The sequence below is a fragment of the Spirosoma panaciterrae DSM 21099 genome (assembly GCF_000374025.1).
GTDB classification, from domain to species: Bacteria; Bacteroidota; Bacteroidia; order Cytophagales; family Spirosomataceae; genus Spirosoma; species Spirosoma panaciterrae.
In genome coordinates this window covers 18,390-32,748 of record NZ_KB893217.1, presented here as the reverse complement: position 1 = coordinate 32,748, position 14,359 = coordinate 18,390, and the positions used below count along the sequence as shown (strand labels likewise).

Below are 14,359 nucleotides of genomic sequence, written 5' to 3'. Positions count from 1 at the left end.
TGTTGTACTCATGGAGCCGCTCCCACTTGGGGGCGGTTTCCTGTTTTTATGGAAATGGTCAGATTTAGTCAGGAATTGAAAAGAGTAGTCAGGAATGGTCAAGGGGAGTCAAAGTTTGTAATACGATGGTTGATCACCTTCGACCATTCCTGACTATTTTAGGCCATCAGCAAGATCAGTAAGGCGATAATAGCGGGCATGGCCTGAACCCAGAAAATGGATCTTTGCGCCGTAACAGCACCAAAGATTCCTGCTACTATAACGCAGCCCAGGAAAAAGACGGCAACGTTGATGCACCAGGCGGGGTCCTGGATCAGTAGCGACCAGATGAGTCCTGCCGCCAGAAAACCATTGTACAATCCCTGGTTGGCAGCTAGTGATTTCGTTGGTTCAAACAACTCCGCCGGCAACGAGCGGAATGTTTTCCGGCCACGGGTTGTCCAGGCAAACATTTCCAGCCATAAGATATATATGTGCTCTACGGCCACAAGACCAATCAGAATTTTAGCAGGTAAGGTCATAGGATGAATGGGAGAGTATATAGTTATTGTCTTAATCCAGCTTTTATAAAACCGCAAAGGCGCGAAAACGCAAAGTATTTCACAATAGTGTATTTCTTTGCGTCTTCGCGCCTTTGCGGTTTATTCCTAATTCAATGCTTCTCCAGAATGGCTTCGGGCTCTTCAACTTCCATTAACCCTTCGGCATTGACACCGATTAAGCGGACCGAAAGCGTTTCGTTGATGAGCAGGGGATCGTATTTGGCGACAACACGGACATAGTTTTCCGTAAAACCCTGCATCAGGCCTTCCTGAACATCTTCTTCAAACAGTACAGTAGCTGTTTCACCAATCTGTTCGTCATAGAAAGCACGACGTTTTTTATCGGACAGAATGTGCAGCATTTTAGACCGCTCGGCCCGTACGTGGCCCGGAACAATTGGTTTGATGCCTAGGGCGGTTGTATTAGGCCGCTCCGAATACGTAAATACGTGTAGATACGAGATCGGTAATTCGTTCAGGAACAGATAGGTTTCCTTGAATTCTGCATCCGTTTCGCCGGGATGGCCCACAATCACATCTACGCCAATACAGGCATGAGGCATCAACTCCTTAATTTTCTGTACCCGATCCGAATACAGTTCGCGCTTGTATCGACGACGCATCAGGCCCAGTACGCGGTTGCTGCCCGATTGCAACGGGATGTGAAAATGAGGGACAAACCGTTTCGACTGAGCCACAAACTGGATAATCTCGTCAGTCAGCAGGTTGGGTTCGATGCTGGAAATACGAAACCGTTCGATGCCTTCTACGTCGTCCAGCGCCCGAACCAGATCGAAAAAGGTTTCCTGCCGCTGGCCATTGATCAGACCAAAGTCGCCGATGTTTACACCTGTCAGAACAATCTCTTTTACGCCACGTTCGGCAATTTCCTGGGCGGCTTTTACGACGTTGGCAACGGTATCCGAACGGCTTTTTCCCCGTGCCAGCGGAATGGTACAGTAGGCACATGGATAATCGCAGCCATCCTGTACTTTCAGGAAGGTACGGGTACGATCGTTGAGCGAGTAGGAGGCATGATACTCGATGGCTTCTTCGATGGGGGAGTTGAAGACCTGAGCAGGTTCTCCATTGGGGACTTTCACAAACGTTGGCATCAGTTCGTGCAACCGGAATTTCTCTGACGCACCCAGTACCGCATCGACCCCCGGAATTTCGGAAATCTCTTTGGGTTTTAGCTGGGCATAACAACCCAGAATCGCTACATAGCCGTCGGGGTTAATCTTCTGGGCTTCGCGGACAATTTTCCGGCATTTTTTGTCGGCATTGTCGGTTACGGAGCAGGTGTTGATGATGAAGATGTCGGGTTGCTGGTTGAATTCTACGCGTTCGTATCCATGCTGCTCCATTAACCGGGCCAGCGTAGACGTTTCGGAAAAATTCAGTTTGCAACCGAGGGTATAAAAAGCGACTTTTTTCACAGCAGATGATCTATCTTGCAAAATTACAAAAAAACGATGGGCTGGGTTCCGTTGACTCATATATGCGGTACCTAACTACATGACAGGCTGGGCTTTCAGTTTTGTCATTAGTTTTGGGCTGGCTTATATACGATTCGGCAAAAGCCCTCATTTTACAATACGTATGCATTTATTCTATCAACCGGATTCGGTTTCTTATTTGAGTGAAGACGATTCTCGCCATGCGGTCAAAACGTTGCGTTTAGGCGTTGGCGAGATTATTGCTGTTACGGATGGACACGGAAATCAGTACACAGCCGTTATCACTCAGGCGGATGTTCGGCGTTGTGGGTTTCGAATAACCGAAACCCATTCGACGCCGGGAAGACCGTTTTCGATCCGGATCTGTGTGGCTCCAACCAAAAATCTGGACCGCATTGAATGGTTTGTGGAGAAAGCGGTCGAGGTTGGGATTGAACGGATCAGCTTCTTTTTCGGGCAGCATTCCGAGCGTCGGGTACTCAAGCTGGAGCGGCTGGAAAAAATTGCCATTGCGGCCATGAAGCAGTCATTGCAATCGTTTTTGCCCCGTCTGGATGAGGCTGTTCCGTTTGGTGAACTGATCAGAACAATCGACGAAGAAGAGCGGTTTATTGCACATTTGCCCAGCCTGGATTCGCCTGCTAACGAACCAGTGATTAACTTAGCAAAAGTGGCCGTGGCCAACCGTCGATATGCGGTACTGATCGGGCCGGAAGGCGATTTTTCGGAAACCGAATTGAAACTGGCTGCTTCGGCTGGTTTCCAGATGGTAACCCTAGGAACGAATCGACTTCGAACCGAAACGGCTGCACTTACAGCCTGTCAGCTATTGAATTTTATACATGCATGAAAAAGCGACTTTTTCTTTTGACTCTTCTGCTCTCAGCGTCATTTGTTGTGCAGGCACAGTATGCCTATAAAATTGCGAAGTTGAAATACGGGGGCGGTGGTGACTGGTATGCGAACAAGACGTCACTGCCGAATCTGATTAAGTTTGCCAATGCCAATCTGCGGATGAATATCTTCCCGGAAGAGGACATCGTGGAAGCGGGAAGCCCCGATATTTTTGGGTATCCGTTTGTGCATATGACGGGCCACGGCAACGTTACTTTCAACGATGCTGAAGTGCAGAATATGCGTCGGTATCTGATGTCGGGCGGATTTTTACACATCGACGATAATTATGGACTGGATAAGTTTATTCGACGGGAAATGAAAAAAGTATTTCCCGAATTGACCTTCATCGAACTGCCGTTCAATCATCCGGTATATCAGCAGAAATTCAAGTTTCCAAATGGACTTCCCAAAGTACATGAGCATGACGGGAAAGCGCCACAAGGTTTTGGACTGATCTATCAGGGGCGGCTGGTTTGTTTTTATAGCTACGAATGCGATTTAGGCAACGGCTGGGAAGATCAGAGCGTTTACAACGACCCTGAGCCCGTACGGCAGCAGGCATTGCGGATGGGGGCTAATTTGCTGCAATACGCAACTACGACCAACTAAGTTGGCAAAAAGCCTTCGCCTTACAGGTTCAATAGAACTTATCCAGACTTAAATTATTTGAGGAAGCTAGGGCTAATCCAATGGAAATTCGTTAGTTTTGTATTACTATTTTTAGTGACTTGTAGTTTCACCCTTTAATTTAGTAAAGATTGTGATTGTACTGGCCGCGTTCATTGGGCACTGGTATCTGTCCCTGTTCTGCCAAACTTTTTTCCTTCACCGCTATTCAGCCCATAAAATGTTCTCGATGAGCAAATTCTGGGAGCGGTTCTTTTACACGCTGACGTACATCTCGCAGGGGTCATCGTACCTGAGCCCACGGGCTTATGCGGTTCTACACCGGATGCACCATGCGTTTAGCGACACCGAAAAAGATCCTCATTCTCCGCATCATACCAAGAACATCTTCACGATGATGTGGAAGACCAAAGATATTTACAATGCCGTTCTGCACCGTAAATATGCCGTTGAGCGCCAGTTCGACCGCAATTATCCAGAATGGAGTTTCATTGAAAAACTAGGCGACTCGTGGGTGTCGCGGATTGGCTGGGGTGTGCTCTACAGTGTGTTCTATATCTTTGCATTCATTTACCTGGATATGCACTGGGCCTTCTTCTTCCTATTGCCAGTTCACTATGTAATGGGACCCGTGCACGGGGCTATCATCAACTGGAGTGGTCATAAATACGGCTATTCGAACTTCGATAATCACGATCAGTCGAAAAATTCGCTGGTGCTGGATGTGGTTATGATGGGCGAACTCTTTCAGAACAACCACCACAAGCGTCCGAATGCTGCTAATTTTGGGGCGAAATGGTTTGAATTCGATCCAACCTACCCACTCATCGGAATCCTGCACAAACTGCATATTGTTCGGTTACGCCCTTCGGCAGAAGCCAGAAAAGCACAGCAGGAAGTAGGTCATGACCGTCGGGTCGACGTGCAGGAGGAAGTGGAAGGGTAGTATACACCAGCCATAGATTGTACCTGAAAAGGTAACGAAAAAGCCCTGATCGATCAGGGCTTTTTCGTTTTGTCGGGATCGTTTCAAGCACTACAAAAGCACTTTAGCTATTTCATACCATGAGTTAACCCGCCGGAATTGCGTGTCTTCGCGGTTATGAAGCGCGTCGAACAGAAGCCCTTCCCCCTGAAATGTGCGAAGATTCCGAGGGAGGTCGTCAATCAGAAAGTCTGTATTCAGGACACTTTTATCGCCCAGAAAGATATAGTTGTGCCAGGTAATAGCCGGAAAATGCCGTTGCAACCAATCCCATTTTTCGCGAAGTGAGTTGGGGAATTCCTGGGCGGCCGATGCTACAAAGACGTCGTATTTCTGCATAAGATCGGCAATGACCTCCTGTGCTCCTTCCATCACCTCAATATCGGCAAAGAAGCCAAGTTCGTACACCCGTTGCGATAATGCCAGGTACTCGTGTTCATCGAACAGCTCGTGAAATGATTTTTCTTTCAACTGTTCGAGGGTAAAACGGGGCATTTCGCCCTCCAGATAGAGTTGAACGAATTTAGCGTGTGTGTCGGCCATGACATCATCCATGTCGATGGCAATGCGTTGTTTCATAAGTTTCTGACCGGGATTTATGTGATTTAACGGACCGACTATGATTTGTCTTTATCCGCTTTCTCTGAAAGCAAAATCATAGTCGGTCCGTTAAATCACATGAATCCCGGTTTAAATTGTTCAAGGTAATCGGCGACGCGCCGGACAAATTGGCCACCTAATGATCCATCGACAACGCGGTGATCATACGAGTGGGAGAGGAACATTAATTGACGAATGCCAATGAAGTCGCCCTGTGGGGTTTCGATGACAGCCGGTTTCTTGACGATGGCCCCAAAGGCCATGATGGCTACCTGAGGTTGTACAATGATTGGGGTACCCATGAGGTTACCGAACGTACCGATATTGGAGATGGTGTATGTGCCACCTGCCAGATCATCGGCTGTCAGCTTATTTTCGCGGGCTCGTTTGGTCAGATCATTCACCTTTTTGGTCAAACCTACCAGATTGTATTGATCTGCATTATGGATAACCGGCACAATCAGGTTGCCGTTGGGTAACGCTACCGCCATGCCAATATTGACCTGTTTTTTTACAAGGATACGATCCCCTTCCACCGATATATTGATCATCGGAAAATCCTTAATGGCTTTAACGACGGCTTCGACCAGGATAGGTGTGTAGGTCAGGTTTTCACCCGTTTGCTGTTTGAATTGGTCTTTCACTTTCGTTCGCCAGTCAACAACGGGGGTCATATCGGCTTCTACAAACGAGCTGACATGGGGCGAAATCTGCTTCGACTCCACCATGCGCTGGGCGATCATCTTCCGCATCCGATCCATCTGGATAATATCCATCTGGCCGTTTAGGGAGCGTGGTGCAGGGGACTCGGGGCCCGAACCCTGACGCATGGGGACGGCTGGCTGCTCAAAGCGTTCAACGCCTGGCTGCTTGCGCTCTGCTACGCGCCCCTCAGCCCGATCGATGACATAGGCCAGTATGTCTTTCTTGGTAACCCGATTGTCGGCACCTGAACCTGGAATACGGTCCAGTTCATCACGGGATACGGCTTCCTCTTTGGCAATGTTCAGAACGAGCGGAGAGTAGAAGCGGTTTGCAAAAATAGGGGCATCACTGGCCAATATGGGTTTGTGGCCAGTCGTTCCCTGCTCAGAGGCCACAGGGCGACTACTTAGGGCCGAAATGCTGGCTTCCAGCTCACGAGCTACTTCAGTAATGTCGTGATTTTCGGGATCTGACGATGCGTTAGCTGGTTCAGGCCGGGCAATATCGCCAATGCCTTTGGGCATATCCTGGGCATCGTCGGGCTGGTCGCTGTTGGGTTTGGCGACTTGTTCTGTTGCTTCCTTCGCGTCGACTTCAATGCGAGCGATGGGAGCCCCAATCGCCACTACATCGCCGTCTTTTACCAACAATTCTTTCAAAACACCCGCAAACGGGGCTGGTACTTCGGTATCGACTTTATCAGTCGCTACTTCCAGTACAGACTCGTCGGCTTCGATACGGTCGCCCGGTTGTTTCAACCAGGTAATGACCGTACATTCCATTATACTTTCGCCCATTTTGGGCATAATCATGTCGATGAGCGCCATATTCGTTAAGGATTGAGTAGTTAGGAGCGAGAAGCGAGAATGGTTAGCACAAAAGCAATAGAATGCGTTCGCCATTCTCGCTCCTAACTACTACACACTAGTCATAATTTCTTCCCGCAGCATATTCAGCAGATAGGTACTGGTAAGCTGGATGTTCTGGTCGCGGTACTGGCCTAGTTTGAGCAGTCGCGTAACGGTACGAGCATCCGTCGCACAGGCTATCCAGATCGTTCCGACTGGCTTGTCGGGGGTACCTCCATCGGGTCCGGCAATTCCGCTGGTTGCGATGCCCACATTTGTGCCCAGCGCCGTTCGAACGCCTTCGGCCATTTGGCGTACCGTTTCTTCGCTTACCGCGCCGAAGTGTTCAAGCGTTTCGGGTTTCACACCCAATGTGGCTACTTTTACAGCATTACTATAGCTCACAATGCTTCCCCAGAAATAAGCCGACGAACCGGGCACTTTGGTGATTTGTGAGGATACATAACCACCCGTGCAACTTTCGGCAATGCCTAGCGAAAGGTTTTTCTCTTTGAGGAGTTTGCCAACCACGTCTTCGATTTCGTCATTGTCGAAGCCAAATACGTGCTTACTGATGAGCGGCATGACGTTTTCTACCTGCTCGGCTAATTCCTGATCCAGCACATTCTGGTCGTCGCCGGTGGCTGTTAGCCGAAGTTTTACCCCACCAAAGCTGGGAAGATAAGCCAGTTTGATGTGGTTAGGTAGGGCATCTTCCCAGGCTTCGATTCGTTCGGCCAGAAACGACTCGCCAATCCCTACTGTCCGAATCATTTTGTGTTTGATGATCGGTGTCTGGAAATGGCTGGTAAGTTTCGGTAAAATCCGGTTGGTCATGAGGTGCTTCATTTCGAACGGGACTCCCGGCAGCGATACATAGACCCGCCCCTCGTGTTCAAACCACATACCGGGGGCAGTTCCCCAATCGTTCTGAATATAGACCGCGTTGGCAGGCAGATCGGCCTGAGCCCGGTTCAGATCCGTCATTTCCCGGCCTCGCTTGGCAAAAAAACTGGTTACCAGCGCCAGCGCATCGGGGTTGCGAACCATGCCGACACCAAAATAGGTGCAGAGCGTTTTTTTGGTGATGTCGTCTTTGGTGGGGCCTAACCCGCCAGTGATAATAATAACGTCGGCTCGTTGGTGCGCTTCGTGGAGAACTTGCAGAATAACGTCGGCCTGATCGCCTACCGACGATTTGCGAACCGTTCGAATGCCGATGTTCGTGAGTTCGGTGCCAAGCCAGGCGGTATTCGTATCGATAATTTGCCCGAACAATATTTCGTCGCCAATGGTAATTACTTCGGCACGGATGGTGTTAGTCATTCTTAATACAGGGATCTTACAACCCAGTCTAAAGTAGCCAGAACAGAAGAAAAGTTAAACCATTGTCGCTGGCAGTGGTCAAAAGTACGAAAAAACGATTTAGCGACATTGTTCGTTACGAAATAGCAACCTGATAAATCCCATGATGAATAAAACCATTTTTACGGCCACCCTGCTTGTTTTCGCGCTTAGCCAAACGAGCTTTGCTCAGGACTCGACCCGCCAGCAGTCCTCTTCCGGGGGTGGTATTTTTGGTAAAATCCTGAAAGCTGTGACCGAAACCGCACCCAGTACTTCGGGTGGACTGACCAGCACCGATATAGCCTCCGGACTGAAAGAAGCGTTACGGATCGGGGTCACTAATGGGTCGAATCAGGCATCGAAACTGGATGGTTATTTTAAAAACCCCTTGTTGAAAATTGCGTTCCCGCCCGAAGCACAAAATGTAGCCACAAAACTGCGCCAATTGGGCTTCAACAAGCAGGTCGACCAGTTTGAGCTGTCGATGAACCGGGCGGCTGAAGATGCGGCTAAGAAAGCGGCTCCCGTCTTTGTTAAAGCGATTACGTCGATGAGCATTCAGGATGCCGTTGGTATTCTGCGTGGAACGGATGATGCGGCTACCCAGTACCTTCGCCGGACATCAGGCCAGCAACTTGTAACGGAGTTTACGCCTATTGTTGATAGTACCCTGCGCAAAAACAACGCAACGAAGTACTATACCGACCTGGCGAACATCTATAACAGGATACCACTTGTGCAGAAAGTAAACCCAAATCTGACAGAATACGCGACCAACAAAGCGGTGGATGGCCTCTTTATTTTGGTCGCTCAGGAAGAGAAGAAGATTCGGGAGAACCCAGCGGCCCGGGTAACGGACTTATTGAAAAAAGTATTTTCGAAGCAATAGTAACGTGGCGATGCGGCCTTCGGAAAGGGTGCCGGAATGCCACATCCCTAGTTTACTGCTCCATATACGAGTCGTTGTTGATATATTCCAGCTTGTTGGCCCAGACCAGTGCAATTTGAGTAGCTCGCTGGCGAACCTGATTTGCGGTTTCGCCAGTGAAATTTTCGGCCAGGGTAGCGGAAAATAGTTGCAGCCAGCGTTCGAAATGGTCAATGGTAAGGGTATGTTGCTGGTTGACAATCAGATGTGGGCGAAAGGGATGTCCATCGTAGGCGTTGTTTCCGAGAATGATTGACTCCCAGAAGGCATACATTTTAGGCAGATGTTTCGACCAGTCAACCTGGGCAACATCCGTAAAAACAGGGCCGATAAACGGGTCGGCCTGTACTTTCTCATAGAACGAATCGACCAGAAACTTGATAGCCTCCGGCGAATCCAGCGTTTTTCCTGACATGGTACGGTTGTGGTTTCCGACAGGGGTTATGAAATAGGCAGACGTTAATTTTCCTTAAAGCCAGCTTATCTCGTAAATTCTGTCGAAAATACAACCGTTAATCAGACCGAAAACGTTTCCTTGTATTGTGCTTCGTTGAAACCAAGTGCCACGATTTTCCCGTCAGACTCGATCAAAGGCCGACGAATCACGGATGTTTTAGCCATCATCAGGCCGATAGCTCCTTCTACATTAGTGGGTTTTTCATTGTCGGAGAGCTTTTTCCAGGTGATTCCTGACCGATTTACGAGCTCCTCCCAGGGCTTTTGCATGAGCCAGTGTTCGATTACAGATCGGTCTATGCCCTGCTTTTTATAGTCGTGAAATTGATAGGCGATACCGTGTTCGGCGAGCCAGGTGCGGGCTTTTTTCACCGTGTCGCAATTGGGAATGGCGTAAAGGGTATACATGAGGTATAATGCAAATCGGACGAAAGTACGAATGCAACGTTTGATGAATCGAGTGGCAAAGTTATCGGTCGAATCGAAACGGGCTGCATCCTGACTTTTCTTTAACGGCCTCAGGTAAGCGGCTAAAATGCTGAACCGTATCCCATTCTCGCTAAAATCAAGCACAAAATAGGTATTGGGATGTTTGCTAACCGAACCGATATTGGGTATTCTTTCGGTGGTTTCGGCAAAGGTGTCACGCCATTGCTGAAGGCAGGTGTTTTAAGATTGGGCTGAAGGTATGCGGGTTTCCGGCCGTACTCTGTAAATTTGTGCTTATGAAAAAATCAGATATTAATTTTTCGGTTGAACTCGACAAGGAAAATGTCCCTGAAAAGATCTATTGGGACGCTACCGACAATCCGAACGAAGGACTTAGCGATACACGGGCCATTGCCATTGCTCTTTGGGACCACTACCATAACAGTACGCTCAAAATCGACCTCTGGACAAAGGAGATGGAGGTGATTGATATGAAGCGTTTCCTGATCGAAATCATGAGCGGAATTGCCGACACAGCTGTGAATGCAACAGGCGATCAGCAAATGGCCAATGACATTGAAAAGACGTGCCGGGTTCTGAGCAAACGGCTTGAAGAAGAGATTAAACAGCAGCAAAATCAATAGCAGTAGGCACGAAGTCAGCACATTGGCCGTTAATTTGCTAAGGTCTGTTTAACCATATTTTAAACACAGGCGCACAGAGAATAAAGATAGCGTTTGCTCGTCAATCAATTTCTCTGTGACCTCTGTGCCTCCGCTTCGGCGGTTCGATGCGTTTAATTCATTTCCGTATTCATGAAAAAAATTATTCTGCTGCTTCTGGTAGCGAACGTAGCGCTTGCACAAAAAGCAGGTATTCAGTTTCGGCAAATTCCGGTTGCCGCTGTATTTCAGGAGGCCCGACGAGCTAATAAACCCGTTTTTATTGAAATCTTTTCGCCAACCTGCCATGTCTGTCAAAGCTTCATTCCTACGCTGGAAGATGCTCGGGTGGGTAAACTGTATAATAGCAAGTTTATCAGTACAAAGCTCGATATAAACCAGCCCACAACCCAGCAGTTTCTGACCAGTCGGCATCTGTTTGTGCCTTCGCTGCCCCTGTTCCTCTATTTCGATCCGCAGCAGAATATGATCCACTTCGCCATGAGTAATAACTCGACGGACGAAGTTATCCGGCATGGTACTAATGCGCTTGATCCGCAGATCCGCAGCCAGACCATGAAGGCTCGGTTTCAGCAGGGTGAGCGGTCGGCCAATTTCCTGATCGACTACGCCATGTATGCCCGTATTACCCGAGATACAGTGGCGAATATGGCGGCAATGAATGAATACGCTCATCAGCAATCGTCGGCTACCTATGCCAATCAGACGAATTGGGCAGCCCTCCAAAAACTGGTGTTAGACTACGAAAACCCACTCTTTCAATACATGCTAAATCACCTGGATACGTACCGAAAAGCCTATGGTGCTCAGGAAACTCAGCAGGTAGCTGAAAATATTCTGATGTCGTCGTTATACAGCGGTCGGGGAGCGCAGTTTCCAATTTCGAAAATTCTGGACGTGAAACAGGGGCTGATCAAGATCGGTATAGACCCGAAAGTGTCGGCCAATCGAACGCTATTGCCCGAAGTCAATGCCTATTTCCGGGCCCGGCAGACGGCCAAAGCCGTTGAGCGTATGGACAATCAAGTGAATTCGAACCAGCTCACCGTACCCGAGTACTTGTATATTACCCGGTTGTTTAACCGAAGCAGTCCTGATCCCAGCGATGTGCCAACCGTGGTAAAATGGGTAAACAAAGGCTTAGCTTTAAAACCCACGCCGAAAGATCAGGCCGATTTGTATTATGAACTGGCTGAAGCCTACCGTCGGGGTGGAAAAAATGCCGATGCGCAGAAAGCCGCTCAGAAATCCATGGAACTCGCCCAGGCCAGCCATATCGATACCCGTCGGAATGTTGAGCAGATGGGAAAGCTGAAGTAGTTTTTCGCTGAACATTAATCAAAAAGGGGCACGTCGCGACGTGCCCCTTTTCTGTTTTATAACCTCTTGTGTACGTCTTAGCGGTTTGTCGAAATATTGATTCCTACCGCCCGAGCGCCAGTTCCACCGAAAACACCACGCGCCAGAACGGTATAAAACCGACCTGCATAGGGCTGGAGTGTTCCGGAAGCAATGATGGCTGAGCCACCCGCTGGCCGGACCTGTATCGGAATCGCCGTAGCTGCGTAGTTGATTGGTGTAATGGGCACAAAAGCAGCGGTCCCTTTTAGGGGGGCAATTCCTGAGGCTACTACCGTGCCATTCACAACCAGGTCATAGGTTGCATTGGCGTCGGTAGTTCCGGTTACGAAATTCAACAATCGAATGTACGCCTTTGTCGGATCGGTAGCGGTCAGATTGTCGGTCAGCGTTAGCGTACCATAGGTTGGCGATGTACCGTAGATGAAGACCGAGTAGTAGGTGTCGCCCTGGGTACTGACATCGGTTGTCGCAATGGTGGCATCGGGTGTGGTGGTTGTGCTGGATGGAACCACCACTTTTACTTTTGCCGTTCCGGGCGTTACCAGCGCATAGTCCTGGTTGGGAAACGTGTTGGTATAGCTAACGGGCGCTGCGGTGGCCGGAGGAACGGTATTTACGCCTGAAAACCGCTGATCGTTAACGTAAAAATCAACTCCTGCGAGATCGGGAGCCAGGTGATAGAACTTCACACGGGCCCCCGTTGCTGGCGCAACAGAGTCCAGAAAATTAGCCTTATCTCCGCAGGCCAGTATAAGTAAGCTCAGGCAGAGAACGGATGTGAGAGATATGATCTGTTTCATAGATGGCATTGAATGAAAGTAGAGTGTGACGGGCCAAGACCCGTCACACTGGGTCTGTTGATAGCGGGCTTACTGCCGCCCGGCTATTTCTGACTGAACCATTGCTCAACGGTGTGATAATCGAGTGCGTTGCCGCCGTATTTATCCAGCGAGGCCCGGTTCCAGACATACTCTGAGTTGTAGCGTGGGCGTACCCGATAGGCCACCTTCCCATTGTTGTCGGGGAAAAGTTGGGTTCCATTGGGAGGAGTAAAGCCAATGTACACGTTTGGATCGTAATGATACCGGCGCAGATCGACCCAGGTTTCGATAATACCATGCCCTACCAGCGCCAGATACTTTTGTAACATAATGTCGCTGATTTTGAGCGCACTGGCCGATTGAGCAACGGCTGCACTAGTCAGGTATTTGGCTTTATCGGCGGCTGCTACACCTGCGTAATCCATGGCTGCCCCGATACCCGCCTGATAGGCTGCCAGGGCGGTGGCTTTGTCGCCTTTAATGAAGGCTGCTTCAGCTTTGATAAACTGAATTTCTGAATAGGTCAACAGGGGGAATGGAGCGCCATCTTTGTAAATGTACTTACCGGGAGTAGTACCTGATACTACCAGGTTCGGTAATTCGCCCCAGAAGGTTGGAATCCGTTTGGTATTGCCATTTACATTGTTTGGGTCACCTTGGGTGGGTACTACGCCCCGATAAACGCCATCGGGAGAGGCCGACGTCAGGATAGGCTGGCGAGGGTCAACAACACCGCCAAATACGCGGCCGTCGAGCAGACTAACCAGAAAATCGGTCTGGCGATAGGTACCCAGGTTGCTGCGCGTAACCCCGAAGAAATTCATCAGTGCCGAGTTGCCACCTGCCGTAAACGGAATGTTGAAGTTGTCGGCATTGCTGGCCAGCGACTTATTGCAGTAGTCGATCACCACATCGGGATTATAGCTGGATTTGTTGCTGATATGGTGGGCATTGCGGGCCAGTACACCATAGGCAAACTTGATCCACTTACTGCGGTCGCCACCGTATACCAGATCACCCCGAGCCAGCGAAGCCTGCGAAACGGCTCCATCCGTGCGATTAAGGTCGGTCAGGGCATCGTTTGCCAGTTGCTTAACATAGGCATATACCTCTTCCTGCGTGTCGTAGTCGAAGACATAGCGGTTGGGCTCGAAGGCTTCTTTCAGCACAATTTCGCCGTGATAATCGGTTGTCGTTTGCCAGCTCCAGGCGAAGATCGCTTTGGCTACACCACTGTAATCCCACTTTTGTTTGGCTTTGGCATCGTCGAGCATTAGCTGAATGTTCTGACCCAGGTTCCAGTAATTCATCCGCCAGATCATCCCGGCATTATCCGAACCGGCATCATATCCCATCCGGTCCCAGTTATTGTTGGCCGTAGCCTCGCTCCAGTTCTGAACGTATTTGCCAATGAACCGGGAGTCGAACTGCTCCCCGAAGGCCATCTGGGCAAACATCGGGGGCAGTAAAACATAGCCTTCCGCAATCTGTGGATTAGAGGGGTCGCGGTTAATATCCAGGTATTTTTCGCAGCTGCTCATCGTTATCAGGGTGAGCAGCAGAGCGAATAGACTAAGTCGCTTCATTTATGTATGATGTATACTATATGATGTATGATATACGGTATAGAAATGCGCTTGGGTTTTGCATCCTGTACCCTATATCCTAG

At 49.3% G+C, this 14,359-nt stretch carries 15 protein-coding genes; 6 read left to right on the top strand and 9 right to left on the bottom strand.

Going from position 1 to position 14,359, the window contains the following annotated elements; translation table 11 throughout:
• Positions 1-158: 158 nt before the first annotated feature.
• Both B153_RS0127605 and mtaB read right to left on the bottom strand, forming a co-directional pair.
• The gene (locus B153_RS0127605; RefSeq protein ID WP_020599990.1) at positions 159-521 is read right to left on the bottom strand and encodes a DUF1304 domain-containing protein; all 363 of its coding nucleotides are present in this window, start codon (positions 519-521) and stop codon (positions 159-161) included.
• A gap of 131 nt (positions 522-652) precedes the next feature.
• Entirely contained in the window at positions 653-2,041 is a 1,389-nt protein-coding gene (mtaB, locus tag B153_RS0127600) for a tRNA (N(6)-L-threonylcarbamoyladenosine(37)-C(2))-methylthiotransferase MtaB (protein ID WP_020599989.1), read from the bottom strand.
• 103 nt (positions 2,042-2,144) lie between these two features.
• Between mtaB and B153_RS0127595 the strand changes: the two genes are divergently transcribed.
• From B153_RS0127595 to B153_RS0127585, 3 genes are all read left to right on the top strand, one after another.
• Positions 2,145-2,852 carry an RsmE family RNA methyltransferase gene (locus tag B153_RS0127595; protein WP_026262504.1) on the top strand — a complete coding sequence of 236 codons (708 nt, stop codon included), beginning with the start codon at positions 2,145-2,147 and terminating at the stop codon, positions 2,850-2,852.
• Positions 2,849-3,508 carry a DUF4159 domain-containing protein gene (locus B153_RS0127590; RefSeq protein ID WP_020599987.1) on the top strand — a complete coding sequence of 220 codons (660 nt, stop codon included), beginning with the start codon at positions 2,849-2,851 and terminating at the stop codon, positions 3,506-3,508. Before B153_RS0127595 ends, B153_RS0127590 begins: the two co-directional genes overlap by 4 nt.
• A 151-nt stretch (positions 3,509-3,659) precedes the next feature.
• Entirely contained in the window at positions 3,660-4,472 is an 813-nt protein-coding gene (locus tag B153_RS0127585) for an acyl-CoA desaturase (protein ID WP_020599986.1), read from the top strand.
• Between the two features lie 90 nt (positions 4,473-4,562).
• On the opposite strand, the gene B153_RS0127580 is transcribed toward B153_RS0127585, so the two are convergent.
• The 3 genes from B153_RS0127580 to B153_RS0127570 form a co-directional block, all read right to left on the bottom strand.
• Complete coding sequence (locus B153_RS0127580) at positions 4,563-5,090, bottom strand: 5' nucleotidase, NT5C type (protein ID WP_020599985.1); 528 nt, start codon at positions 5,088-5,090, stop codon at positions 4,563-4,565.
• A 95-nt stretch (positions 5,091-5,185) separates the two neighbouring features.
• Entirely contained in the window at positions 5,186-6,643 is a 1,458-nt protein-coding gene (locus B153_RS0127575; protein ID WP_020599984.1) for a dihydrolipoamide acetyltransferase family protein, read from the bottom strand.
• 90 nt (positions 6,644-6,733) lie between these two features.
• Positions 6,734-7,990: a competence/damage-inducible protein A gene (locus tag B153_RS0127570; RefSeq protein WP_020599983.1), complete on the bottom strand. Its 1,257-nt coding sequence runs from the start codon at positions 7,988-7,990 to the stop codon at positions 6,734-6,736.
• Positions 7,991-8,132: 142 nt separating this feature from the next.
• On the opposite strand from B153_RS0127570, the gene B153_RS0127565 reads away from it, so the two are divergent.
• The gene (locus tag B153_RS0127565; RefSeq protein WP_020599982.1) at positions 8,133-8,900 is read left to right on the top strand and encodes a DUF4197 domain-containing protein; all 768 of its coding nucleotides are present in this window, start codon (positions 8,133-8,135) and stop codon (positions 8,898-8,900) included.
• 52 nt (positions 8,901-8,952) lie between these two features.
• On the opposite strand, the gene B153_RS0127560 is transcribed toward B153_RS0127565, so the two are convergent.
• Both B153_RS0127560 and B153_RS0127555 read right to left on the bottom strand, forming a co-directional pair.
• A complete protein-coding gene (locus B153_RS0127560; RefSeq protein WP_020599981.1) occupies positions 8,953-9,354 on the bottom strand; it encodes a group III truncated hemoglobin in 402 nt (133 codons plus the stop codon).
• A 101-nt stretch (positions 9,355-9,455) separates the two neighbouring features.
• The gene (locus B153_RS0127555; protein WP_026262503.1) at positions 9,456-9,803 is read right to left on the bottom strand and encodes an arsenate reductase; all 348 of its coding nucleotides are present in this window, start codon (positions 9,801-9,803) and stop codon (positions 9,456-9,458) included.
• A 317-nt stretch (positions 9,804-10,120) separates the two neighbouring features.
• Between B153_RS0127555 and gldC the strand changes: the two genes are divergently transcribed.
• Together gldC and B153_RS0127540 are read left to right on the top strand one after the other, a co-directional pair.
• A complete protein-coding gene (gene gldC / locus B153_RS0127545) occupies positions 10,121-10,468 on the top strand; it encodes a gliding motility protein GldC (RefSeq protein ID WP_020599979.1) in 348 nt (115 codons plus the stop codon).
• Between the two features lie 171 nt (positions 10,469-10,639).
• The gene (locus B153_RS0127540) at positions 10,640-11,827 is read left to right on the top strand and encodes a thioredoxin family protein (RefSeq protein WP_020599978.1); all 1,188 of its coding nucleotides are present in this window, start codon (positions 10,640-10,642) and stop codon (positions 11,825-11,827) included.
• A gap of 77 nt (positions 11,828-11,904) precedes the next feature.
• Here B153_RS0127540 and B153_RS0127535 read toward each other — a convergent pair whose 3' ends face one another.
• Both B153_RS0127535 and B153_RS0127530 read right to left on the bottom strand, forming a co-directional pair.
• Complete coding sequence (locus tag B153_RS0127535; RefSeq protein WP_020599977.1) at positions 11,905-12,669, bottom strand: DUF4397 domain-containing protein; 765 nt, start codon at positions 12,667-12,669, stop codon at positions 11,905-11,907.
• Between the two features lie 83 nt (positions 12,670-12,752).
• A complete protein-coding gene (locus B153_RS0127530; RefSeq protein ID WP_020599976.1) occupies positions 12,753-14,276 on the bottom strand; it encodes a SusD/RagB family nutrient-binding outer membrane lipoprotein in 1,524 nt (507 codons plus the stop codon).
• Positions 14,277-14,359: the final 83 nt, after the last annotated feature.

Excerpts from the sequence above, each read along its gene's own strand:
- B153_RS0127605 (WP_020599990.1), bottom strand. The coding sequence starts at position 521 with ATGACCTTACCTGCTAAAATTCTGATTGGTCTTGTGGCCGTAGAGCAC.
- mtaB (WP_020599989.1), bottom strand. The coding sequence starts at position 2,041 with ATGAGTCAACGGAACCCAGCCCATCGTTTTTTTGTAATTTTGCAAGAT.
- B153_RS0127595 (WP_026262504.1), top strand. The coding sequence starts at position 2,145 with ATGCATTTATTCTATCAACCGGATTCGGTTTCTTATTTGAGTGAAGAC.
- B153_RS0127590 (WP_020599987.1), top strand. The coding sequence starts at position 2,849 with ATGAAAAAGCGACTTTTTCTTTTGACTCTTCTGCTCTCAGCGTCATTT.
- B153_RS0127580 (WP_020599985.1), bottom strand. The coding sequence starts at position 5,090 with ATGAAACAACGCATTGCCATCGACATGGATGATGTCATGGCCGACACA.
- B153_RS0127575 (WP_020599984.1), bottom strand. The coding sequence starts at position 6,643 with ATGGCGCTCATCGACATGATTATGCCCAAAATGGGCGAAAGTATAATG.
- B153_RS0127570 (WP_020599983.1), bottom strand. The coding sequence starts at position 7,990 with ATGACTAACACCATCCGTGCCGAAGTAATTACCATTGGCGACGAAATA.
- B153_RS0127565 (WP_020599982.1), top strand. The coding sequence starts at position 8,133 with ATGATGAATAAAACCATTTTTACGGCCACCCTGCTTGTTTTCGCGCTT.
- B153_RS0127560 (WP_020599981.1), bottom strand. The coding sequence starts at position 9,354 with ATGTCAGGAAAAACGCTGGATTCGCCGGAGGCTATCAAGTTTCTGGTC.
- B153_RS0127555 (WP_026262503.1), bottom strand. The coding sequence starts at position 9,803 with ATGTATACCCTTTACGCCATTCCCAATTGCGACACGGTGAAAAAAGCC.
- gldC (WP_020599979.1), top strand. The coding sequence starts at position 10,121 with ATGAAAAAATCAGATATTAATTTTTCGGTTGAACTCGACAAGGAAAAT.
- B153_RS0127540 (WP_020599978.1), top strand. The coding sequence starts at position 10,640 with ATGAAAAAAATTATTCTGCTGCTTCTGGTAGCGAACGTAGCGCTTGCA.
- B153_RS0127535 (WP_020599977.1), bottom strand. The coding sequence starts at position 12,669 with ATGAAACAGATCATATCTCTCACATCCGTTCTCTGCCTGAGCTTACTT.
- B153_RS0127530 (WP_020599976.1), bottom strand. The coding sequence starts at position 14,276 with ATGAAGCGACTTAGTCTATTCGCTCTGCTGCTCACCCTGATAACGATG.